This is a genomic window from Nocardia sp. NPDC003693, from assembly GCF_053981095.1.
The window spans coordinates 25,358-48,331 of record NZ_JBSFNO010000031.1 but is presented as its reverse complement, the minus strand read 5'-3'; the positions used below and the strand labels follow the sequence as shown (position 1 = coordinate 48,331).

The window sequence follows — 22,974 nt, the reverse complement described above, 5'->3', positions numbered from 1 at the left end:
TCCGCTATCGTTGAAACAGAACGAAACATTCCGTTCCAAACGAGGAGAACGACATGAGCACCACCGCCGCCGCCATCAAGCCCTTCCGCATCGACGTCCCCCAGGCCCGGCTGGACGATCTGGCCGATCGGCTGCGCCGGACGCTGTGGCCGCACGAACTCCCGAACGTCGCCGATACCTACGGCGTGCCGAACCAGCGGGTGCGCGAGCTCGCCGAGTACTGGCTGGAGTCCTTCGATTGGCGGGCGCTCGAGGCGAAGCTGAACTCGTACCCGCAGTTCACCACCGAGATCGAGGGCGAGGACATCCACTTCCTGCACATCCGCTCCGAGCGCGCCGACGCGACGCCGGTGATCCTGACCCACGGCTGGCCGGGCTCGATCCTCGAGTACCTCGACGTCATCGAACCGCTCACCGCGCCGGCCTCGGACACCGATCCCGCCTTCCACCTGGTCATTCCGTCGGTGCCCGGCTTCGGGTTCTCCGGCCCGACCCGCAGCACCGGCTGGAGCCGCTACCGCACCGCCCGCGCCTGGGTCGAGCTCATGGACCGCCTCGGCTACCAGCGATACGGCGCGATCGGCAACGACGGCGGCTCGATGATCTCCCCCGAGATGGGCCGCATCGCCCCCGACAAGGTGATCGGAGTCCATGTGACGCAGCTGTTCTCGTTCCCGTCCGGCGATCCGGCGGAGATGGCGGACCTGTCCGAGGAGGACCTGGCCGGGCTGGCGATCCTGCAGTGGTTCCACGAGAACAAGATGGCGTTCAACATGCTGCACAGCCAGCAGCCGCAGACCCTGGCCTTCGCGCTCGCCGATTCCCCGGTGGGCCTGCTGGGCTGGAACTCCCAGCTCTTCGGCGAATCCCTGGACGCCGATTTCATCATCGGCAACATTGCGATCTACTGGCTGACCGGCACCGCGGGCTCCTCGATCCGCTTCTACTACGAGGACGCCCACACCACCGACCACCCGCAGGGCCCGACCACCGTGCCCACCGCGCTGGCCATGTTCAAGGGTGACTTCCAGTCGATCCGCCGCTTCGCCGAGCGCGATCACAAGAACATCGTGCGCTGGAACTCCTACGACGCGACCTCCGTGCACGGCGGCGGCGCGAACGACGCGGCCGGGCACTACGCGGCCCACGAAGCGCCGGAGGTGCTGATCGCCGACATCCGCGAGTTCTTCGCCCAGCTCGGCTGAGCTGTCCGCACGTCACGAGACCCGCCACCCTCCGGGGGCGCGGGTCTCGCGCGTTCTCCCCGCGTTCGGCGCGCGAGCGTCTCCCGCATGTCCGCGAGACGCACGGCGATGGTTCCGCGCGGTCTCCGTTGGTGTACTGGATTCAGCGAGTTACCAACGGATTTCACCAGGAGAACACAATGCGTATCGCACTTTTCGGAGCCACCGGCACCCTCGGCCGCGTCGTCCTGACCAAGGCGCTCGAGGCCGGTCACGAGGTCACCGCGCTCACCCGCAACGCGGACAACATCACCGTCTCCCACGAGCGGCTGCGCGTGGTGGTCGGCGACGTGCTGGACCCGGCGGCGGTGGAGCGGACGGTGCTCGGCCAGGAGGCCGTGCTGGTCTGCCTCGGCGCCGGGCGCAAGGGCGTGGTCCGCGCCGAGGGCACGCGAATCATCATGGCGGCCATGGAACGCGCGGGCGTGAAGCGTCTCGTCTGCCAGTCCACCCTGGGCGCGGGCGACAGTCACGGCAACCTGAACTTCCTGTGGAAGTACATCCTGTTCGGCCTGCTGCTGCGGCCGGCGATGGCCGACCACAACGTGCAGGAGGGGTACGTGCGGGCGTCGAACCTGGACTGGACCATCGTGCGCCCCAGCGCTTTCACCGATGGACCGGCCGAGGGCACCTACCGCCGGAATTTCGGGCCGGACGAGAAGGGGCTGACGCTGAAGATCTCGCGCGCCGACATCGCGGATTTCCTCGTCGAGCAGCTCACCGACACCACCTACGTGCGCCGCACGCCCGCCATCTCGAATTGAGTTCGAGATCGGCGACGGTGGCCGAGCCGGGGTATCGACGCCCGGCATCGGTGATGGGCAGTGCCGGTCGCTACTCGCACGCCGGGCGGCGACCGGTGCGGCGGCGAGTGGTGGCCGTCGAAGCTGCCGGAGACGCACCGCTGGGTCACACGATCGGATCAGGCGTGGTCGTGCGCCACACTCCAGGACGGGAACGGGTCGGCGTATCCGGCCCAAACCTCCGGCCCCCCAGCCATTTCCGCGTCGGTGAGCAGGGCCGAGTTCAGCAGATCGCGCACGTGCGGGCGGTCCAGCTTCACCCCGATGAAGACGATCTCCTGGCCCGGCGGCATATCCAGCGCCGACCAGTACGCGCCCGCCTCGAAGGTCAGATTCGGCCCGGCCTGCGACCAGATGGCGGCCAGGTCGGCGCGGGTCGCGAGCCAGAAGAAGCCCTTGCTGCGCAGCAGGCGCTGCATCTGCGCGAGCGCCGCCTCCAGGCGTTCGGGATGGAAGGGCCGGTCGGCGGTGAAGGTGATGCTGCTGATGCCGTATTCCTCGGTTTCCGGGGTGTGGCCGCCGGCCAGTTCCTCGTCCCAGCCTTCGTACTGCGCGGCGATGTCGGGGTTGTAGCGGCCGGTGCCGAGCACCTCGGACAGTTCCACCACCCCGTGGGCGGCGTGCACGATGTGCGCCTGCGGATTGAGCCGGCGCAGCATGGCCTCGACGGTGCCCACCGCGTTGCGGCGCACCAGGTCGGTCTTGTTGAGCACCAGCACATTCGCGAATTCGACCTGATCGACGAGCAGGTCGGCGATGGTGCGCGCGTCACCCTCCCCCGCCTGCATGTCCCGGTCCGCGAGGGCCTGGCCCTTCACCACTTCGGCCAGGAACGTCGAGGCGTCGACCACGGTGACCATGGTGTCCAGCCGCGCGAGCTGCCCGAGGGTGAACCCGTCCTCGAACTCCCACTCGAAGGTCGCCGCCACCGGCATGGGTTCGGAGATCCCGGTCGACTCGATGACGAGCTGGTCGAACCGTCCCTCCCGCGCGAGCTTGCCGACCGATTCGAGCAGATCCTCCCGCAGCGTGCAGCAGATGCACCCGTTGGTCAGCTCGACCAGCTTCTCCTCGGTCCGGTCCAGATGCCCCTGCCCCGCGATGAGCGCGGCGTCGATGTTGACCTCGCTCATGTCGTTGACGATGACGGCGACCCGCCGTCCCTCCCGGTTGGCGAGGATGTGGTTGAGCAGGGTTGTCTTGCCCGCCCCGAGGAAGCCGGAAAGCACGGTCACGGGCAGCGGGGCGGGTGCGGGGGCTGAAGTCATCCTTACATGATAATGATTTTCATTAGCAGTAGAGCGCCGGGGGTGGTTGTCGCCCCCGGACGTTGCACGGCGCGGATACGGCGATCGAGCGAAGTAGAAGTAGGGGTTCGTCATCGCCGATCACACTCCCCGCGCGATTCCGGCCCGATGCCGCCCTCGATGCCACCGTCCCCCGCCACCGGCTGCGGGGACGTAGAGGTGTCCCCCGCCCCCGATGCTGTCGAGTCGGAGGAATCTGGCCTCGCCGCCGGCCCGGATCCCCAGAAACCCCCAGACGGTCACGGCGGTGCACAACATAACGAGCGCTACGAGCACGCAAGTCTCCCAAGACATATCGAATCACCCCATTCGAATTCCGTTGCTGCGATATCGGGACGAAGTCGGCGGTTCAGATGCGATTCCATCGCCCGCCGCCTACTCCAGTAGACACCCGGGCGAGCTTTTCTGAACCGTTCACAGCGTGATGCAGAACGAATATGATGGGCGCACAGTTTGAACATGCACGCGCTGTGCACGCACGAAATGTGCACGCACACACTGCACCTGAACAGTTCGAAGCACACGCAGATAGCGAGGCTAACGAAATGACAGGATCGACAGTCTCTCGCAGAGCCTTCGGAAACCTCATTCGCGAATTGCGAGACCGCGCCGGAAAGACCTTGCTGGCGGCAGGTTTGGAGGCCGAGGTGTCACGCATGACCATCCAGCGCATGGAGGACGGCTGGGCAACCAAGATCAGCACCATGCAGCTCAAAAGTCTGCTCGATTTCTACGGCGCCGACGCCGGGAGCCGCAGCGAAGCCTTGGCCCTATGGGACGAGGTCAAGGAGCAGTCGAAAGTGGAAAGGCTGCAGGGGAATTCCAAAGGATTCTGGAAGTCCTACACCGATCAGATCGCTCCGAACTTCCCGAAGTTTCTTCGCCTGGAGTCCGCCGCCGAATCCGTCATCACCTACCAGCCGACCATGATCCCCGGATTGCTGCAAACACCCGCGTATCGCCGTGCCATCATCTCCATCAACGAACCCGGACTGTCCGCTGTCGACATGGAACGCCGCCTGGAGTTGACTGCGAAGCGAAAACTGGTTCTCGACAATGCATTTCAGCTGGAAGCGTTCATTTCCGAGGCGGTTCTGCGCCATCTGCCGGGCGACCCGGCAGTGATGGCTGACCAGTTCCGAAGTCTGGCGGAGGTGGGAGAAACGGTGCGGCTCAGAGTGGTTCCATTCCGAGCCGGGCCTCATCGCGGGCTGACGATGCAGGGCTTCTCCCTACTGCAGTTCCCCGACAGCACACACGGCATGCCGCTACCCCCGGTCGTATTCGCCGAGGGAGCGCTCGGCAGCACTTTCCATGAACATGAGGAAGAGCTCTCCGAATATCGCGAGGCGATCGAGAACCTCCGGACGGTAGCGTTGTCCGCGGAGGGTTCCAGAGACCTCATGCTTCGAGTTGCGAAGGAGTACGCGGCGTGAACAAGCCGAACACAGGCGACTGGTACAAGTCCAGCAGGTCCGAGGGCGGCAAGCAGTGCGTGGAGGTCTGCCACGCCGAAGGCCGCACGGGAGTCCGCGACAGCAAGAACCCCGGCGGCCCCGAGCTGTGGTTCACCCCCGGCGAGTGGGATGCCTTCGTGGCAGGAACCAGTAACCGCGAGTTCGACTGCCCCTGAACCGATCCCGCCGGGCCCGCCCGTCGGTCAGTAGGCCGCGACCGCCGCGTCGAGCGCGGCCTGCAGCTCCTCGCGGACCAGGGTCGTGATCGCGGCGGGTTCGGTGGGCGGCTCGCCGACCGGCCGCCGGAAGTAGAAGCTGGCCGAACGAACATCCGCCGTGCTCAGTTTGACGGCGGGATCCGCCCGGGGCCCGTAGCTCAGCCCGATATTGACCAGCACCGGGTTCGCGCCGAGTTCGCGGGCCCGGCTGACGACATGGCCGATGCCGCCGCCCAGTTCCTGCACCCGCGTGTGGTCGACGTAGTTGCAGGTCCCCTCGGGGAACAGGGCGATGCTGTCGCCGCGCGCCAGGATCTCCGCGCAGGTGTCGATCAACCGCGCCGACGCGGCGTTGACCGGGGAGTTCTCGTGGTCCCGGCTGCGAAAGACCGGCATCCCGCCCATGGTGTCGAGCATGCCCCGCATCTTGGGGTCGGCGAACACCTCGTGCTTGGCCAGCACCCGGGTGTGCCCGATGACGGGCCGCAGCGGGCTGCGCCAGGCCGCCGCGCTCACGGTGTAGGGGTCCTTCTCCGACAGGTGGTTGATCGAGATGACCACCGGACGCCCCCCGGAGATGAAGTCCCGCAGCTCTTTCCGAGCCCCCTCCGCGAAACCGACCCGCGGCCGGAAGCGATGCCCGAGCAACCAGTACGCCGCCTTCGCCTTCACCAGGTTCTGCCGATGATCGCGGTAGTAGTCGTACACGGCGTCATAGTTGTCCAGCGCGATCTCGGGCGGTTCCATACCGACAGCGTATCTGCGGAATACCCCGCCCGATGACGGCGCGGCCACCGCGCCCACGCCTGCCACCAGCACAAACCGCCGATGAGCAGCTTCGGCTGCCGGAACGCGGCCGGCCGTCCGCTGCCCGTGGCCGGATCGGTCGGCGCGGTATGCGATGAGCGGATGATCTTTCGAGACTCTCACGTAACCTCTCGGCAGCGAATGCGGAGTCTCAACCGGGGCTACATATCGGCCAACACCATTCCCGGCGAACTGAAATCATTTAGTGGACAGCGACTTCCGACCGCCTCATACTCGGCGGTATGGGGTGGAAACATAGGCGGGCACCAATTCTGGGTGCGCTGTTGATAATCGGGGTGTTCGTTACCGGCTGTTCGGTGGCACCGAACCCGGACGAGGCGGGGCTGGAATACGACGCGGGGCCCTTCAGCGCGACCACGTTCTCCAATTGCGTCTCGCCCGGCAACCGGGAATATCACGGTCCCGGCGATCAGGTCTATCTCTACCCGGCCGGGCAGCGCACCTTCGAGTTCGCCGGTACCGAGGACGCGGAGATAACCCAGGCGACCGTGGTGTCCAAGGACGATCTCGAGCTCCAGGTCACCGGCCTGGTGACCTTCAGCCTCAACACCGACTGCGACACACTGCAGCAGTTCCACGAACGCATCGGCATCAAGTACGAGGCGTACGAATCCGACGGCTGGGTCAGCATGCTGCGCGACTACATCGGCCATCCGCTCGAACGGGCACTCGACGACGCCACCAAGGCGTTCGCCTGGCGTGATCTGTACACCAGCGCCGAGACCAAGGGCAATTGGGAGCGCGCGGTCGGCGAGTTGCTCGCGAAGTACATTGCCGAGCAGGGCGGCGAGGCGTTCTTCTGCAGCCCGGTCTACACCCCCGGCGCCGGCGACTGCGGCGATCCGCAGCTGACCATTCAGCAGCCGATCCCGCCCGAGCCGGTCCGCGCGGCACTGACCGACACCCAGCGCGCTATCGAGGCGACACGAGCGCAGGGCGAGGAGAACGTGCGGGTGACCACCGAACTGGAGGCGATCCGGAGCCTGGTCGCGGTGCTCGGACCCGAGGGCTACGTCCTGTACCAGGCGATAAAGGACGGCAAGGTACAGGTGGTTCCGGTGCCCAACGGTGTCGGTGTGAACATCACTCCGGGTGGCTGACCCGGGTTCGCCGGGGCCCGAAAGCCCGCCGCACAGGTGGGATATGTTGACGCGATGCCGTATTTGCAGCGTGAGGGACAGGTTTTCGTTCTCCGGTTGGGCAACCGCGGAGAACGCGATACCGAGAACCGGTTTCATCCGGAGTGGGTCGGCGAAATGGGCGCCCTGCTGGATGAGGTCGCCGCGACCTCCGGTCCCCGCGGGCTGGTCACGATCGGTGACGGGAAGTTCTATTCCACCGGTTTCGATGTGGAGTGGGCCGCGCGAAACCCGGAGCGGATCAACGAGAATGTCGCCGACCTGCTGCGGTTGTTCGCCAGAATTCTCACGCTGCCGATTCCGACCGTCGCCGCGATCAATGGTCACGCCTATGGCGCCGGCGCCTTTCTCGCTGTCGCACACGATCACCGGATAATGCGCCGCGATCGTGGCTATGTGTGTTTTCCCGGCGTCACGCTCGGCGTCAACTACGCCCCCGGAATGGTGGAGCTGGCACAGTCGCAGCTCCCGCTCCCCGTGGCCCGTCGTGCCCTGGTCACGGGCCGGCGCTACGACGGGCCGGAAGCGCTGACGACGGGCTTGGTCGACTCGCTCGCCGACGAGCACGATCTCCTGAACTCCGCCGTGGAGTACGCGCAGCACCTGGCCCCGACCAGCGGACCCGCCCTCGGCCACGTCAAGTCGACGCTCTATCGCACGGCGGCCGCGGCCCTGCTCGGGTCCGTCGCGGAATACAACCACGATTCCGCCGCGAGCCGGCCGGGAGATGCCCGATAACTCCTGTTTCGCCTGCGCGTAGGGTCGCAGGCGTGAACCTCTTGCCACTCACGCCGGACGGGCAGACGCCGGTCCGCGCGCTCACCATCGCCGGCACCGACTCCGGGGGCGGGGCCGGTATCCAGGCCGACTCGCGGACCATGGCGCTGTGCGGGGTGCACGCGTGCGTGGCGGTGGCCGCGGTCACCGTGCAGAACACGGTGGGGGTCAGCGGATTTCACGAGATCCCGCCGGAGGTCGTGGCCGCGCAGGTCCGGACCGTGGTGAGCGACATCGGGATCGGGGCGGCCAAGACCGGCATGCTCGCCTCCACCGGGATCATCGAGGCCGTGGCGGCGGTGTGCCGGGAGGTGGGGATCGGGCAGGACGGCGCGATTCCGCTCGTCGTCGATCCGGTCGCGGCGTCCATGCACGGCGACCCGCTGCTGCACGCGTCCGCACTGGATGCCTTGCGCGACACCCTGATTCCGCTCGCCACCGTCATCACCCCGAACCTCGACGAGGTGCGGCTGCTCACCGGCATCGAGGTCGTCGACGACGCGACCGCACGCAAGGCCGCCGTCGCGCTGCACGCCCTCGGCCCGCGGTGGGCCATCGTCAAGGGCGGCCACCTGCGCACCTCGGCGGTCAGCACCGACCTGCTCTTCGACGGCGACACCTTCCACGAGCTGACCGCGCCGCGCATCGCCACCGGCAACGACCACGGCGGCGGCGACACCCTGGCCGCGGCCATGGCCTGTGCCCTCGCGCACGGCTACACGGTCCCCGATGCCTTCGCCTTCGCCAAGGAGTGGACCCGCCGCAGCCTGGCCGCGGCCTACGACCTGGGCGCGGGCCACGGCCCGGTCTCCCCGCTGTGGCGGCTGCACACCGACCCGCGCGGCAACGCGATCTGACACCCACCCCGGCTCCCAGGAACCTCCCAGCTGTGACGCAGGGTCGGCCCAGCGTGGTCCACCAACTTGGTGATCATGACCGACACAGCGACCGCCGTCCGGGCGGCGGAACCAGCAGGGGCAGTGACCGCGCCCGTCGTGGACGTGGTCGTGCCGGTGTACAACGAGGAGCGCGATCTCGGGCCGTGCGTGCTGCGGCTGCGGGATTTCCTGGACCGTAGTTTCCCGTTCTCGACGCGAATCACCATCGCGGACAACGCATCCACCGACTCCACACTCCGGGTGGCCGCGCATCTGGCGCGGGAACTGCCGGGCGTGCGCGTGGTGCACCTGGACCGCAAGGGGCGCGGCCGGGCGCTGCGCCAAGTGTGGCTCGACTCGGACGCGCAGGTCGTCGCGTACATGGACGTCGATCTGTCGACGGACCTGAACGCCCTGCTCCCGCTGGTCGCGCCGCTGGTCTCCGGGCATTCGGACGTGGCCATCGGCACCCGGCTGGCGTCCTCCTCGCGGGTGGTGCGCGGACGCAAACGCGAGATCATCTCGCGCTGCTACAACCTGATCCTGCGCACCTCGCTGCGGGCCGGATTCTCCGACGCGCAGTGCGGGTTCAAGGCCATGCGCACCCCGGTGGCCCGGGTCGTGCTGCCGCTGGTCGAGGACGGCGAGTGGTTCTTCGACACCGAACTGCTGGTGCTGGCCGAACGCATCGGGCTGCGCATCCACGAGGTCCCGGTGGACTGGATCGACGATCCGGACAGCCGCGTCGACATCATCGACACCGCGCGCAAGGACCTGCTCGGTATCTGGCGGGTGGGCCGCGCGCTGGCCGCCGGCCGCCTGCCCATCAACGAACTGCGCGCGGCGGTCGGGCGCGAACCGTTGGTCCCGGGCGTGCCGCTCGGCATGGTCGGCCAGCTGGTGCGCTTCGGCATCGTCGGCGTCGCCTCGACCCTGGCCTACCTGCTGATCTACCTTGCGCTGCAGTCGTTCACGGGCGCCCAGGCCGCCAACTTCCTGGCCCTGCTCATCACCGCGGTCGGCAATACCGCCGCCAACCGCGCTTTCACCTTCGGCGTCCACGGCTCCACCCGCGTGGTCTCCCATCAACTCCAGGGCCTGGCCATCTTCGGCATCGGCCTGCTGCTGACCAGCGGATCCCTTTTCGCCCTGCATCATTGGGCGCCCGACGCCTCGGTCCACGTCGAACTAGTGGTCCTGGTGGCCGCCAACCTGCTCGCGACCCTCACCCGCTTCGTCGGCCTGCGCTGGGTCTTCCGCCAGGCGGGCGCACACGAGCCGGAGGGCGGCCGATGACCCGGCCGCGCCGTCCGGAGTCGCCGCACCGCGAGCGTCCACCGCTGATGTACGCGCGGCGATCGGGCACGGGCACGGTGAGACCAGCCGAGCAATCCACTCCGCGCGATGCACTCATCGAATCTCGCACCCGCCGCGCCGATTTCACCGTCCGGCCGCGGCATCCCCGACACGGCATCCTGCCCGATTGGGCGACCACCGGCATCGATACGCCCGAGGAGGCGAACCATGACGACGTTGCAAGCTGAGCCCGCCCACGCCCCCGTGGCGGCAGCCCCACGGCGGGTTTCGCGCCTGGAGTATCCGGCGCTGGCCGTGCTGCTGATCGGCACCGGGCTGGCGTACCTGTGGAATCTGTCCGCGAACGGGTGGGGCAACTCGTTCTATGCCGCGGCGGTACAGGCGGGTTCGGTGTCCTGGAAGGCGTTCTTCTTCGGATCCTCGGACGCGGCGAACTCCATCACCGTGGACAAGACGCCGCTGTCGCTGTGGCCCATGGAACTGTCGGTCCGGGTGTTCGGGCTCTCCAGCTGGAGCATGCTGCTCCCGCAGGTGCTCATCGGCGTCGCCTCGGTGGCCCTGCTGTGGGCGACCGTACGACGGAACTTCGGGGCGAGCGCGGGACTGCTGTCCGGGCTCGTGCTGGCGCTGACTCCCGTTGCGGCGCTGATGTTCCGGTTCAACAATCCCGACGCGCTGCTGGTGCTGTTCATGGTCGCCGCGGCCTGGGCCATGACCCGCGCGGTCGCGGACGGCCGCTGGCGGTGGCTGCTGCTGACCGGCCTGTTCATCGGACTGGGCTTCCTGACCAAGCAGCTCCAGGTCCTGCTGGTGGTGCCCGCACTGGCCCTGACCTACCTGATCGCGGGCCCGCCGAAGCTGGGCAAACGCGTCGCGCAGTTGTTCGCCGCGGGCGGCGCGATGCTCGCCGGCGCGGGCTGGTGGGTTCTCATCGCCGAACTCTGGCCCGCCGACGACCGGCCGTATTTCGGTGGCTCGCAGAATAATTCGATCATCGAACTAACCCTCGGCTACAACGGCCTCGGACGGCTCAACGGCGAGGAGTCCGGCAGCGTCGGCCCCGGCGGGGAACTGCCCGCGGGCGGGAACGGCATGTGGGGCAGCACCGGCATCGGGCGGCTCTTCGAGCCCGCGCAGGGCGGTCAGATCGCCTGGCTCATCCCGGCGGCGCTGATCCTGCTCGTCGCGGGACTTCTCCTGCGCGGCCGGTCCGTCCGGACCGATCCGCAGCGCGCGGCCCTGATCCTGTGGGGCGGCTGGCTGCTGGTGACCGGACTGGTCTTCAGCTTCATGAAGGGCATCTTCCACCAGTACTACACGGTGGCCCTGGCCCCGGCGGTGGCGATGCTGGCCGGCGCGGGCGCGGTCCTGCTCTGGCGCGAACGCGACCGGCTGTGGGTCCGCGCGACCCTGGCCCTGACCGTCGGCGCGACCGTCGCGACGGCGTGGATGCTGTTGTCCCGCAGCAGTTCCTTCCAGCCCTGGCTGCGCTGGACGCTCCTCGCGGCCGGTACCGTCACGGCCCTGGCGCTGCTGGTCCGCCTGCCCCGCAGGCTCGAACTGGTCGCCGCCACGGCGGCGGTACTGATCGGCCTGGCCGGCCCCCTGGCCTATACGGTCGACACCCTCGCCACCGGTCACGCCGGCCCGATCCCGTCGGCGGGCCCGAATGCCAAGGGCGGCTTCGGCTTCGGCCCCGGCGGCGGCCATCAAGACGGCGGCGGTCCGGACGGCGCCAACCGCGGTGACGGCGGCAACGGCCTGAGCATGCCGCCCGGCAACGCCCGCGGCACGACGCCGGGCGGCCCGATGGACGGCGGCGGAAACGCCACGCCCAACGGCACGACGAACGACGCGCCGACCGGCGCGAACCGTTCGGAGAACCGGATGGGCGGCGCGGCAGGCGGTCTGATGTCCGCCAGCACCCCCGGCGCAACCCTGACGGCCCTGCTCAGCGCCGAAGGCGACGAGTACACCTGGGTCGCCGCGACCGTCGGCTCGAACAGTGCCGCGGGCTATCAGCTCGCCACCGAACTCCCGGTCATGCCGATCGGCGGCTTCAACGGCAGCGACCCCTCCCCCACCCTGGCGCAGTTCCAGCAGTACGTCGCCGACGGCGAGATCCACTACTTCCTCGGCAGCGGCGAGAACGGGATGCGCGGCGGCCACTCCGGCACGAGCGCGGAGATAACCGCCTGGGTCACCGAACATTTCACCGCTCAGGAGGTGGACGGCGTCACCGTCTACGACCTCACCGCCCCGAAGAACTGAACACAAAATACGTACTCCCGCATACGCGCCCGCCTCCCTCGGGAGGCGGGCGCGGCGCGCGTTCGGATCAGCGGTACACGCTACCGGTGCCCGGGCTCTCCCATGACGGGCCGATGCTCCCGGAATCTATGCTGCCGACGTTCACGCTGCCGGTATCGAGACCGCAGCCATCCTGCTTCGGCGCATCGACGGGGGTGACACCGTCCGGCGTCGGGGCGACCGTCACGGTGATCGAAATCGAGTCCGCACCGCGCCGCGCCAGCAGCGTGTGGGTTCCCGCCGCTGACGGGACCCACACGATACTGGCCCTGCCCGGTTCCACCGCCGTATCGCCGCCGTGCGAACGGATGAGAGTACTCCCGATACAGCGGCCGTTGTCGTAGAAGCTCACGTGCCGGCTCGCACTGTCGCCGGGATTGGGTGACACCCCGATGCCGTACTTTCCACCGACGTAGAGGGCCTGCCCGGGGTCGGTGACGGATCCGACGCTGAGACGTTCCAGCCCGGCCGAGGCAGGGGCGGCCACCACGGCGACGGCGACCGATGACATGGCGAAAACAGCTGTCCCCCAGGCGATTCTACGACTCGAACCAGTATCCACGCGCATCCGTTCACTCCTGTCAGAACTACGTCGGGTCGCCGTGGACGATAGTTCTCCGGCCCTCTGAAAATCCTGCAGTTCAAACTTGCCGGGGGCCATCACTTTTCGGGGCACTCGAATCGGGGGCAGACACGACACGGGCCCGCCTCCGAATCGGAGGCGGGCCCGGCGGCGGCTCTCACCGGATCAGGCGAGTCCCCACGCCTGCAGCAGGTAGGTGATGTTCGCGGCCAGGGCGGTGACCGAGTTCGCGAGGTTCAGTGCGGCGGAGCCGAGGTCGATAATGGGCACGCTGGATCCTTCGTTCGGATACGGACTGGGATTCGTTATCCAAACTAGGTTTCTGGGCAAGCGACCAGCAATGTGACAGATCACGTATAACGGCCGGTCAGGCGCGATTATCGCCACTTCGAAACGGCGCTATGACGTAGGTCACTGCCCTACCCTGAAAGACGGCAATGCCGGACGATCCGATCCAGGGACTTGTCGTGATGAACGAACCTCTGCTGCCCCTCACCGATGAACGCCGCGAAGCCTTCTGGCGTCGCGTGGGCTGGAGCCCGGACCTCCCCGAACGAGAACGCAGGAGCATCGAGCTGCGCTGGGACGACGAATACATAGAAATGGCAGAGGTTTACGGCTGGTAGGAACCCTCGAACACGGCGCGCCTATCAGCGCTGCGCCTCCAGCGCGGTGTGCAGGGTGGCCGCCCACTGCTGCACGATCTCCTTGCGGCGCAGGGAGTCGTCGGTGAGCACGTCGGCGAGCCCGAGCCCGCGTGCCAGATCCATCGTCGCCTGAACCAGATGGTGCGCAACGGGATTCGCGTCATCGACCCCGAGCGCCTCGACCGCCATGCGGTGCGAGACGCGGCCGAATCGCGCTTCCATCGGCAGAATCCGCTCGCGCAGGGCCGGATCGGCGGCGGCGTGCGTCCACACCTGCAGCGCGGCCTTGAAGAACGGGGTCGTGTAACCCTCGACCAGGGCGGTGACCACCGCCTCGGTCCGGCCCACGCCCTCGGCCACCTCGCCCAGGGCGAGGGCATCGGCCTTGGACTGGTCCATGCGCGTGTCGAACATGTAGTCCAGGGCCGCGGTGATCAGATCCTCGCGCGTCGGGAAGTGATGCTGCGCCGCACCCCGGGATACCCCGGCCCGTTCGGCCACCACGGCGACCGTCGCCGCCGCCCAGCCCATCTCGGCCAGGCAGTCGATGGTCGCCTCCAGCAGCCGCTGCCGGGTGGCCCGGCTGCGGTCCTGCTTGGGTTCGTGGGGTGTGGCCATGGTGGCTATTCTGCCCAGCTCGGTGGACGCTTCTGAAAGAAGGCCGTCATGCCCTCGATCACATCGGCGGTGCCGAAGAAGCTGCCCGAGCGCTCGGCGAGGGTGTCGGCCTGGCGATCGAACTCCGCGAGGATGGGCGCGGAGGTGAGGCGCTTGCTCTCGGCGAGCCCCTGGGGCGAACCTTTGCGCAGGTCGGCGCGAAATCCCCGCACCGTGGCGGCCGGGTCGTCGGCGGCCAGGGTGATGAGCCCGATGCGCTCGGCCTCGGCGGCGTCGAAGGTCTCCCCGGTCTGGAAGTAGCGCGCCGCCGAGCGCGGGGTCATGCGCGGCAGCAGGGTCAGCGAGATCACGAACGGGGCCAGGCCCAGCCGCGCCTCGGTGAGCGCGAAGCTGCTGCTCCGCCCGGCCACGACGATGTCGCAGCCGGCGACCAGGCCCATGCCGCCCGCACGGACGTTGCCGTCGATCTGGGCGACGACCGGCTTGGGCAGCTCCAGGACGCGGCGCAGCACCGACACCATCCACCCGGTGCGGATGCCGGCCGCCGCTGCCGGATCGGCGTCGATGGCCTCGCGCAGATCCGCACCGGCGCAGAAGGTGTTGCCGGTGTGGGTGAGCACCACCCCGCGCACCGCGGTATCGGCGGCGGCTTTCTCCAGGCCCGCCAGCAGCTCCGTCACCAGCCGGGACGAGAGCGCGTTGCGATTGTGCGGGGAGTCCAGGGTCAGCACGGCGAAGCCGTCGTCCTGGACCTCGTAGCGCACGAACGGCGCGTCGGGGGTGGTCTCACTCATTCAGCTCTCCTGAATCTCGTTGTCGCGCAGAACTATTGCCCGGGTCAGTACGACCGGGGCAGACCGAGCGAGTGCTGCGCCACGAAGTTGAGCACCATCTCGCGGCTGACCGGGGCCACCCGGCCGATGCGCGCGGCGGCCAGCATGCCCGCCAGACCCACATCGGAGGTCAGGCCCGCGCCGCCGTGCGTCTGGATGGCCTGGTCCAGCGCCTTGATACTCGCTTCGGCCGCCGCGTATTTCGCCATGTTGGCCGCCTCGGCCGCGCCGAAGTCGTCACCCGAGTCGTACAGGTGCGCGGCCTTCTGCATCATCAGCTTCGCCAGCTCCAGCTCGATCTTGACCTGCGCCAGCGGATGCGAAATGCCCTGGTGCGCACCGATCGGCGTCTTCCACACCGTGCGCTCCTTGGCGTAGGCCACGGCCTGATCGATGGCGTAGCGGCCCATGCCGACCGCCATGGCCGCACCCATGATGCGCTCGGGGTTCAGACCCGCGAACAGCTGCCCGAGCGCGGCGTCGGCCTCACCGACCAGCGCGGTCGCGGGCAGGCGCACATCGTCCAGGAAGAGCGTGAACTGGTTGTCCGGCTCGATGATGTCCATCTCCTGCTTCGTCTTCACGAAGCCGGGGGCGTCCACCGGGACGATGAACAGCGCGGGCTGGAGCTTGCCGGTCTTGGCGTTCTCGGTCCGCGCGACGATGAGCACCGCGTCGGCCTGATCCACGCCGGAGATGTAGATCTTGCGGCCGGTGAGCAGCCAGTCCTCGCCGTCCCGGCGCGCGGTGGTGGTGATCTGGTGCGAGTTCGAGCCCGCGTCCGGCTCGGTGATGCCGAAGACCATCTTGGCCGAGCCGTCGGCCAGCTTGGTCAGCCAGTGCTGCTTCTGCGCGTCGGTGCCGAACTTGCTGATGATGGTGCCGCAGATCGCGGGCGAGACCACCATGAGCAGCAGGCCGCAGCCCCGCGCGGACAGCTCCTCCTGCACCAGCGCGAGCTCGTAGATGCCCGCGCCACCGCCGCCGTACTCCTCGGGCAGGTTCACGCCCAGGAAGCCGAGCTTGCCCGCCTCGTCCCACAGCTCGTCGAAGGGCTCGTTCTTGCGGGCCTTGGGTCCGGCGTAATCGCGGAAGTTGTACTTGGCGGCCAGTTTGGACACCGCGTCGCGCAGCGCCTTCTGTTCCTCGGTTTCGACGAAACTCATTGCCTACTCCTGGTTTTCGCTGTCTTCGGATTCCGCCTGGACCACGGCGAGTACCGCGCCCACTTCGACCTGCTGCCCCGCGCTCACAGGGAGTTCGGTGAGAACGCCCGCGCTGGGCGCGGCGATGGTGTGCTCCATCTTCATCGCCTCCAGCCACAGGATGGGCTGGCCCTTCTCCACCCGGCTGCCGACCTCGGCCGCGACGCGAATGACCGCGCCCGGCATCGGGGCCAGCAGCGAGCCCTCGGCCACCTGATCGGCCGGATCCTCGAACCGCGGCAGCCGGCGCACCGACACCGGGCCGAGCGGGGAGTCCACCGCCACCAGATCGCCGTAGCGGGCCACGGCGAAGCGGCGGCGCACCGGCCCGCGCTCGCCCGGCACCAGCAGGGTCACCGAATCCGGTGTGGCCTCGATCAATTCGAGCCCGGCGAAGCCGTCGACCTCGAGCCCGGACCGGGTGATGCGGTACCGGACCTCGTGCTTACCGCTGACCCGGCTCTCGTACGACTTGGACTGCGGCTGCGACGCCAGATTGCGCCAGCCGCTGGGGACGCCGGAACCGACCTTGGCGGCCTGGCGATTCGCGGCGGCCTCGGCCAGCGCGGCCGCCACGATCGAGAGCGCCTCGTCCGACTCCGAGGCCAGCGGCGCGGCGAGCGCGTCGAGCCCGTGGGTGGCGAAGAACGCGGTGTCGGTGTCCCCGGCCAGGAACGCCGGATGCCGCAGCACCCGCACCAGCAGATCGCGGTTGGTGACCAGACCGTGAATCTCGGCCCGCTGCAACGCCGATGCCAGCAGATGCGCGGCCTCGTCGCGGGTCTCGGCGAAGGAGATGACCTTGGACAGCATGGGGTCGTAGTGCACGCCCACCAGCGAACCGTCCACGACGCCGGTGTCCAGGCGCACGCCCGGCTCGGTCAGCACGGTGAACTCGCCGATGGTGCCCGGGATCGCGAGCCGGTGCACCGGGCCGCTCTGCGGCTGCCAATCGTGCGCGGGATCCTCCGCGTACAGGCGCACCTCGATCGAGTGCCCGCGCATGGCCGGCTGGGTGGCCGGCAGCGGCCGCCCGGCGGCGACCTGCAACTGCAGGCGCACCAGATCCAGGCCGGTGACCTGCTCGGTGACCGGATGCTCCACCTGCAGACGGGTATTCATCTCCAGGAAGAAGAAATCGCCCTTCTCGTCGGCCAGGAATTCGACGGTGCCCGCACCCTCGTAGCCGATGGCCTCCGAGGCCAGCCGCGCCGCCTCGAACAGCCGCGCCCGCATGCCGTCGATCTTCTCGACCAGCGGGGACGGGGCCTCCTCGACGACCTTCTGATGGCGGCGCTGGATCGAGCACTCGCGCTCGCCGACCGACCACACGGTGCCGTGCTGATCGGCCATGACCTGGACCTCGATGTGGCGGCCGGTCTCGAGGTAGCGCTCGCAGAACACCGTCGGATCGCCGAACGCGGAGGCGGCCTCGCGGGCCGCGCCCTCGATCTGCTCGGTGAGCTCGGACAGTTCGCGCACCACGCGCATACCGCGCCCGCCACCGCCCGAGGACGCCTTGATCAGCACCGGCAGCATGTCGGCGGTGACCTCGGCGGGATCGAGCTGCTTGAGCACCGGAACGCCGGCGGCGTCCATCATCTTCTTGGACTCGACCTTGGAGCCCATCTGCTCGATCGCCTGGACCGGCGGGCCGATCCACACGAGCCCCGCCGCGATGACGGCTTTCGCGAATTCGGCGTTCTCGGAGAGGAATCCGTAGCCGGGGTGGATGGCGTCGGCGCCGGCGGCCAGCGCCGCCTCGATGATCAGCTCACCGCGCAGGTAGGTCTCGGCCGGGGTGTTGCCGGGCAGCCGGATGGCGGCGTCGGCCTCGGTCACGTGGGGCGCGGCCGCGTCGGCGTCGGAGTAGACCGCCGTCGTGCCGATACCCATCCGGCGACAGGTCGCGAATACGCGCCGCGCGATCTCGCCACGGTTGGCGACCAGAACGTTCGTAATCTCCATACCGGCACTCACATTCGGAAGACGCCGAAGCCCTCGGCGCCCTTGATCGGGGCATTGTGGATGGCGGACAACGCCATTCCCAATACCGTGCGGGTGTCGCGCGGGTCGATGACGCCGTCGTCGTACAGGCGGCCCGACATGAACATGGGCAGCGACTCGGCCTCGATCTGCGCCTCGATCATGGCGCGGATACCGGCGTCTGCCTCGGCGTCGAACGGGATGCCCCGGGCCTCGTTGGCCGCGCGGCCCACGATGGAGATGACACCGGCCAGCTGCGCGCCACCCATGACGGCGGATTTCGCACTGGGCCAGGCGAAGACGAAGCGCGGGTCGTACGCGCGACCGCACATGCCGTAGTGGCCGGCGCCGTAGGACGCGCCCATGAGCAGGGAGATGTGCGGCACCTTGGAGTTGGAGACCGCGTTGATCATCATCGCGCCGTGCTTGATGATGCCGTTCTCCTCGTATTCCTTGCCCACCATGTAGCCGGTGGTGTTGTGCAGGAACAGCAGCGGGGTGTTCTTCTGATTGGCCAGCTGGATGAACTGGGCCGCCTTCTGCGCCTCTTCGCTGAAGAGCACGCCGCGCGCGTTGGCCAGAATGCCGACCGGGTAGCCGTGCAACTCGGCCCAGCCCGTGACGAGGCTGGAGCCGTACAGCGGCTTGAACTCGTCGAAATCGGAGCCGTCGACCACGCGCGCGATGACCTCGCGCGGATCGAAGGGGATCTTGAGATCGGCCGGGACGATGCCGGACAGCTCGTCCTGGTCGTACAGCGGTTCGATGATCTCCGCGGCCGGGCGCGCGGCCGGGCCCTGCTTCTTCCAGTTCAACCGGCGAATGATGGAGCGGCCGAGGCGAATAGCGTCCTGCTCGTCGACGGCCAGGTAGTCGGCCAGACCCGAGACCCGGGCGTGCATCTCGGCGCCGCCGAGGGATTCGTCGTCGGTCTCCTCACCGGTCGCCATCTTCACCAGCGGCGGACCGGCCAGGAAGACCTTGGAGCGCTCCTTGATCATGACCGTGTAGTCGGACATGCCGGGGATGTACGCGCCACCGGCGGTCGAGTTGCCGAAAACCAGCGCGACCGTGGGGATTCCGGCCGCGGACAGCCGGGTCAGGTCCCGGAACATCCGCCCGCCCGGGACGAAGACTTCCTTCTGCGTCGGCAGATCGGCGCCGCCGGACTCGACCAGGCTGATGCAGGGCAGCCGGTTCTCCAGGGCGATGTCGTTCATGCGCAGGGTCTTGCGCAGCGTCCACGGATTCGACGTGCCACCGCGCACGGTCGGATCCGGGGCCACGATCATGCACTCGACGCCCTCGACGACGCCGATGCCCGCGACCACGCTCGCGCCGACGTGGAAGTCGCTGCCCCAGGCCGCCAGCGGGGCCAGCTCCAGGAATGGGGAATCCTCGTCGATCAGCAGCTCGATGCGCTCACGCGCGGTCAGCTTGCCGCGCTTGCGATGCCGGGCCACCTTCTCCGGACCGCCGCCGCCGATGTTCTTGGCGTACTCGGCCTCGACCTCGCCGAGCTTGGCCGCCATCGCCTCGGCCGCGGCCGAGAAGTCCGCCGAGGCCGGGTCTACGTTCGTGCGCAGAATACTCAAGACTGGAACCCCAATCGCTTTGCCGCCAGGGCGGTCAGGATCTCGTTGGTGCCGCCGCCGATACCGAGGATGCGCACATCCCGGTACTGCCGCTCCACCTCGGACTCGCGCATGTAGCCGAGGCCGCCGAACAGCTGCACGGCCTGGTGCGCCACCCACTCGGCCGTCTCCACCGCGGTGTTCTTGGCGAAGCACACCTCGGCGATGAGATCGGTCTCCCCGCCGGCCGCGCGCTCGGCGATATGGCGGGTGTAGACGCGGGCGACGTCGATGCGGCGCGCCATCTCCGACAGCGTGTTCTGCACGGACTGCCGGCTGATGAGCGGACGGCCGAAGGTCTCGCGATCGCGGGTCCAGGCCAGGGTCAGGTCCAGGCAGCGCTGGGCCTGTGCGTACGCCTGCACGGCCAGGCCGACCCGCTCGCTCACGAAAGCACTGGCGATCTGGGCGAATCCGGAGTTCTCCGGGCCGACCAGGTTCGAGACCGGCACGCGCACATCGACATAGGACAGCTCGGCGGTGTCCGAGGCCAGCCAGCCCATCTTGTCGAGCTTGCGGCTGACGGTGAAGCCGGGCGTGCCCTTCTCCACCACGAGCAGCGAAACCCCGCCCGCGCCATCGCCTCCGGTGCGCACCGCGGTGACCACGTAGTCCGCGCGCACGCCGGAGGTGATGTAGGTCTTCGCGCCGTTGACGATGTACTCGTCGCCGTCGCGGACGGCCCTGGTGGTGAGGTGCCCGACATCGGAGCCGCCGCCGGGTTCGGTGATGGCGAGCGAGCCGATCTTCTCCCCGGCCAGGGTCGGCTTGACCCAGCGCTCGATGTGCTCGGCGTTACCGGTGGCGGCGATGTGCGGAACCGCGATGCCGCAGGTGAACAGCGAGGCGAAGAGCCCGCCCGAACCGCCCGCGTAATGCAGCTCCTCACACACGATGGCGGCGTCGATGGCGTCGCCGTCCGAACCGCCGACGGCCTCGGGGAACTGCACCCCGAGCAGGCCCAGCGCACCGGCCTTCTTGTGCAGCTCGCGCGGGATCTCCCCATCGCGCTCCCAGTCGGCGAGGTACGGCAGCACCTCGCGCTCGGCGAATCCGCGCACGGTGGCGCGCAATTCGCGACGCTCGGGGCTTTCCCACAGATTGACGTAGCTCACAACAGCTCCACGGGGATATCGATGTGCCGGGCCCGGAGCCATTCCCCGAGCCCCTTGGCCTGCGGATCGAAGCGGGCCTGATAGGCCACACCCGCCCCGAGCAGACCCTCGACGATGAAGTTCACGGCCCGCAGGTTCGGCAGCACGTGCCGGGTGATCGGCAGTTTCGCCGTCTCGGGCAGCAGCAGGCGCAGCTCGTCCACGGTCAGGGCGTTGACCAGCCAGCGCCACTGTTCGTCGGTGCGCACCCAGACGCCGATGTTGGCGTTGCCGCCCTTGTCACCGCTGCGCGCCAGCGCGATGGTCCCGAGCGGGACACGCCGGGTCTCGCCGGCCGGAAGCGGCTGCGGCAGCGCGGGTTCGGGCACGTTGGCCAGTTCCAGGGTGTCGCTCGCGGGGGCGATGTCGACCGTGCTGCCGTCGGGCAGCACCGCGATGTGCGGCACCTGCTTCGCGTCCACGTAGCCGGGAACGAAGACCCCGTACGGCGATCCGTTGCCGGGCAGCGTGCTCAGCGAGAAGCCCGCGTAGCTCGCCAGCGCCAATTCCACGGCGACGCTGGAGAATCCGCGACCGACCTTGTTGGGGTCCGGATCGCGCACCACGCAGCGCAGCAGGGCGCTGGCCTGCTCCTCGGTCTCGGCGTCGGGGCGATCCAGGCGCGCGAGCGTCCAGTCCAGCTCGGCCGGGCGCACCGGCAGCCACGATTCCAGCTGACGCTGTACGAGTTCGGCCTTGGCCTCGATGTCGAGACCGGTGAGGATGAACTCCATCTCGTTGCGGAAGCCGCCGATGGTGTTGAGCGAGACCTTGGTTCGCGGCGGCGGAGCTTCGCCGGTCACGCCGCTGATGAGTACGCGGTCCGGGCCGTCCTGGCTCAGCTCGATGGTGTCCAGGCGGGTGGTGACATCGGGTCCGGCGTAGCGCGCGCTCTGGATCTCGTACATGAGCTGCGCCGCAACCGTATCCACGGTGACCGCGCCGCCGGTGCCGGCGTGCTTGGTGATGATCGTGCTGCCGTCGCGGCGGACCTCGGCGATCGGGAAGCCGGGGCGGTTCAGATCCGCGATCTCGGTGAAGAAGGCGAAATTGCCGCCGGTGGCCTGGGTGCCGCACTCGATGACGTGCCCGGCCACCACCGCGCCCGCGAGCGCGTCGTAATCGGTTCGGCCCCAGCCGAAGTGCGCCGCCGCCGGTCCGACGACCAGCGCCGCGTCGGTGACCCGGCCGGTGACCACGATGTCGGCCCCGGCGTTCAGCGATTCGGCGATGCCCCACGCGCCCAGGTAGGCGTTGGCGGTGAGCGGCGAGCCGAGCCCCAGTTCGCTTGCGCGCGAGAGCAGATCGTCACCGGTCACGTACGCGATCTTCGGGGCCAGCCCGAGCTTGTCCGCGAGCTCGCCGACCTTCCCGGCCAGTCCGGCGGGATTCAGGCCGCCCGCGTTGACGACGATGCGCACACCCTTGTCCAAGGCGGTGCCGAGGGTGCCTTCCAGCTGCCGCACGAAGGTCTTCGCGTACCCGAGGTTCGCGTCCTTCATCCGGTCCCGGCCCAGGATCAGCATGGTGAGTTCGGCGAGATAGTCGCCGGTCAGCACGTCGAGTTCGCCGCCGTCGAGCATCTCGCGCATCGCGCTCGCCCGATCGCCGTAGAAGCCGGAACAATTGCCGATCCGAATGAGCTCGGGATCGTCGGCGAGCTGACTCATTACTGGGCCTCCCTGTGCACCCGCGCGCGGCACGGCGTCCTCGCCGTGTTCGCAACCAGGGTCACACCGCGCCGGAAAAAAATCAAGCCTGCGTGCTTGTTAATTGCCGGCGATTCCGGTCCCCCGCGGAATTCACCCCGGTCGAGCCGCTACCGGAGATTTCGGACACTCCACACGCGGCCCGCGGCGGGCGGGCGCGCACCGACCGGGCAGACTCGACCCGTGACGATTCTGATGCTGGCCCTGGCCGGATTCCTGCTCGGCGGCGCCTACTCGCTGTGGAAGACCTCGCGGCCGCTGGCCTTCGGGCTGGTGAGCCTCGCGGTGCTCGCGGCCCTGGGCGCGTTCCTCTGGCGCTGAAAAAGG

At 68.6% G+C, this 22,974-nt stretch carries 22 protein-coding genes; 12 read left to right on the top strand and 10 right to left on the bottom strand.

The genetic code is table 11. The features are described 5' to 3' along the window. Positions 1–53 precede the first annotated feature (53 nt). Together ACWDOP_RS28390 and ACWDOP_RS28385 are read left to right on the top strand one after the other, a co-directional pair. Positions 54–1,205: an epoxide hydrolase family protein gene (locus tag ACWDOP_RS28390; RefSeq protein WP_456347478.1), complete on the top strand. Its 1,152-nt coding sequence runs from the start codon at positions 54–56 to the stop codon at positions 1,203–1,205. 179 nt (positions 1,206–1,384) lie between these two features. Beyond that, positions 1,385–2,008 (top strand): NAD(P)-dependent oxidoreductase, encoded by a 624-nt coding sequence (locus ACWDOP_RS28385; protein ID WP_456347477.1) that lies wholly within the window; start codon positions 1,385–1,387, stop codon positions 2,006–2,008. Positions 2,009–2,166: 158 nt separating this feature from the next. Here the strand turns inward: ACWDOP_RS28385 and ACWDOP_RS28380 are convergent, their stop codons facing one another. After that, positions 2,167–3,315 (bottom strand): GTP-binding protein, encoded by a 1,149-nt coding sequence (locus ACWDOP_RS28380; protein ID WP_456347476.1) that lies wholly within the window; start codon positions 3,313–3,315, stop codon positions 2,167–2,169. A gap of 476 nt (positions 3,316–3,791) precedes the next feature. Here ACWDOP_RS28380 and ACWDOP_RS28375 point away from each other — a divergent pair, with 476 nt between their 5' ends. Together ACWDOP_RS28375 and ACWDOP_RS28370 are read left to right on the top strand one after the other, a co-directional pair. Further along, complete coding sequence (locus tag ACWDOP_RS28375; protein WP_456347475.1) at positions 3,792–4,790, top strand: helix-turn-helix domain-containing protein; 999 nt, start codon at positions 3,792–3,794, stop codon at positions 4,788–4,790. Next, positions 4,787–4,987: a DUF397 domain-containing protein gene (locus tag ACWDOP_RS28370; RefSeq protein WP_456347474.1), complete on the top strand. Its 201-nt coding sequence runs from the start codon at positions 4,787–4,789 to the stop codon at positions 4,985–4,987. Before ACWDOP_RS28375 ends, ACWDOP_RS28370 begins: the two co-directional genes overlap by 4 nt. A 27-nt stretch (positions 4,988–5,014) precedes the next feature. On the opposite strand, the gene ACWDOP_RS28365 is transcribed toward ACWDOP_RS28370, so the two are convergent. Then, on the bottom strand, positions 5,015–5,776 hold the full coding sequence (locus ACWDOP_RS28365; RefSeq protein WP_456347473.1) for a lysophospholipid acyltransferase family protein: 762 nt from the start codon (positions 5,774–5,776) through the stop codon (positions 5,015–5,017). A 377-nt stretch (positions 5,777–6,153) separates the two neighbouring features. Here ACWDOP_RS28365 and ACWDOP_RS28360 point away from each other — a divergent pair, with 377 nt between their 5' ends. From ACWDOP_RS28360 to ACWDOP_RS28335, 6 genes are all read left to right on the top strand, one after another. Continuing rightward, positions 6,154–6,957, top strand: coding sequence for an SPFH domain-containing protein (locus tag ACWDOP_RS28360; RefSeq protein ID WP_454204556.1), 804 nt, complete (start codon positions 6,154–6,156; stop codon positions 6,955–6,957). 54 nt (positions 6,958–7,011) lie between these two features. Then, positions 7,012–7,734, top strand: a complete 723-nt coding sequence (locus ACWDOP_RS28355; RefSeq protein ID WP_456347472.1) for an enoyl-CoA hydratase/isomerase family protein — start codon at positions 7,012–7,014, stop codon at positions 7,732–7,734. Between the two features lie 32 nt (positions 7,735–7,766). Continuing rightward, positions 7,767–8,630, top strand: coding sequence for a bifunctional hydroxymethylpyrimidine kinase/phosphomethylpyrimidine kinase (gene thiD / locus ACWDOP_RS28350; protein ID WP_456347471.1), 864 nt, complete (start codon positions 7,767–7,769; stop codon positions 8,628–8,630). A gap of 75 nt (positions 8,631–8,705) precedes the next feature. Continuing rightward, positions 8,706–9,947, top strand: a complete 1,242-nt coding sequence (locus ACWDOP_RS28345) for a glycosyltransferase (RefSeq protein ID WP_456347470.1) — start codon at positions 8,706–8,708, stop codon at positions 9,945–9,947. Then, a complete protein-coding gene (locus tag ACWDOP_RS28340; protein WP_456347469.1) occupies positions 9,944–10,195 on the top strand; it encodes a hypothetical protein in 252 nt (83 codons plus the stop codon). Before ACWDOP_RS28345 ends, ACWDOP_RS28340 begins: the two co-directional genes overlap by 4 nt. Continuing rightward, the gene (locus tag ACWDOP_RS28335; RefSeq protein ID WP_456347468.1) at positions 10,176–12,239 is read left to right on the top strand and encodes a glycosyltransferase family 39 protein; all 2,064 of its coding nucleotides are present in this window, start codon (positions 10,176–10,178) and stop codon (positions 12,237–12,239) included. The genes ACWDOP_RS28340 and ACWDOP_RS28335 overlap by 20 nt, the downstream gene beginning before the upstream one ends. Before the next feature lie 67 nt (positions 12,240–12,306). Here ACWDOP_RS28335 and ACWDOP_RS28330 read toward each other — a convergent pair whose 3' ends face one another. Next, complete coding sequence (locus ACWDOP_RS28330) at positions 12,307–12,789, bottom strand: hypothetical protein (protein ID WP_456347467.1); 483 nt, start codon at positions 12,787–12,789, stop codon at positions 12,307–12,309. 542 nt (positions 12,790–13,331) lie between these two features. Between ACWDOP_RS28330 and ACWDOP_RS28325 the strand changes: the two genes are divergently transcribed. Further along, a complete protein-coding gene (locus ACWDOP_RS28325) occupies positions 13,332–13,487 on the top strand; it encodes a hypothetical protein (RefSeq protein WP_454204550.1) in 156 nt (51 codons plus the stop codon). Positions 13,488–13,511: 24 nt separating this feature from the next. On the opposite strand, the gene ACWDOP_RS28320 is transcribed toward ACWDOP_RS28325, so the two are convergent. The 7 genes from ACWDOP_RS28320 to ACWDOP_RS28290 are packed head-to-tail and all read right to left on the bottom strand — an operon-like array spanning position 13,512 to position 22,608. After that, a complete protein-coding gene (locus ACWDOP_RS28320; RefSeq protein WP_454204549.1) occupies positions 13,512–14,126 on the bottom strand; it encodes a TetR/AcrR family transcriptional regulator in 615 nt (204 codons plus the stop codon). Between the two features lie 5 nt (positions 14,127–14,131). Then, positions 14,132–14,920 carry an enoyl-CoA hydratase family protein gene (locus tag ACWDOP_RS28315; RefSeq protein WP_456347466.1) on the bottom strand — a complete coding sequence of 263 codons (789 nt, stop codon included), beginning with the start codon at positions 14,918–14,920 and terminating at the stop codon, positions 14,132–14,134. Between the two features lie 44 nt (positions 14,921–14,964). Further along, on the bottom strand, positions 14,965–16,125 hold the full coding sequence (locus ACWDOP_RS28310) for an acyl-CoA dehydrogenase family protein (RefSeq protein WP_454204547.1): 1,161 nt from the start codon (positions 16,123–16,125) through the stop codon (positions 14,965–14,967). A 3-nt stretch (positions 16,126–16,128) separates the two neighbouring features. Next, a complete protein-coding gene (locus tag ACWDOP_RS28305) occupies positions 16,129–18,132 on the bottom strand; it encodes an acetyl/propionyl/methylcrotonyl-CoA carboxylase subunit alpha (protein WP_456347465.1) in 2,004 nt (667 codons plus the stop codon). Between the two features lie 8 nt (positions 18,133–18,140). Further along, entirely contained in the window at positions 18,141–19,745 is a 1,605-nt protein-coding gene (locus ACWDOP_RS28300) for an acyl-CoA carboxylase subunit beta (protein WP_456347464.1), read from the bottom strand. Next, positions 19,742–20,899, bottom strand: coding sequence for an acyl-CoA dehydrogenase family protein (locus tag ACWDOP_RS28295; RefSeq protein WP_456347463.1), 1,158 nt, complete (start codon positions 20,897–20,899; stop codon positions 19,742–19,744). The genes ACWDOP_RS28300 and ACWDOP_RS28295 overlap by 4 nt, the downstream gene beginning before the upstream one ends. After that, positions 20,896–22,608: an acyclic terpene utilization AtuA family protein gene (locus ACWDOP_RS28290; RefSeq protein WP_456347462.1), complete on the bottom strand. Its 1,713-nt coding sequence runs from the start codon at positions 22,606–22,608 to the stop codon at positions 20,896–20,898. Before ACWDOP_RS28290 ends, ACWDOP_RS28295 begins: the two co-directional genes overlap by 4 nt. A 222-nt stretch (positions 22,609–22,830) precedes the next feature. On the opposite strand from ACWDOP_RS28290, the gene ACWDOP_RS28285 reads away from it, so the two are divergent. Continuing rightward, positions 22,831–22,968 carry a hypothetical protein gene (locus ACWDOP_RS28285; protein WP_354989566.1) on the top strand — a complete coding sequence of 46 codons (138 nt, stop codon included), beginning with the start codon at positions 22,831–22,833 and terminating at the stop codon, positions 22,966–22,968. Positions 22,969–22,974: the final 6 nt, after the last annotated feature.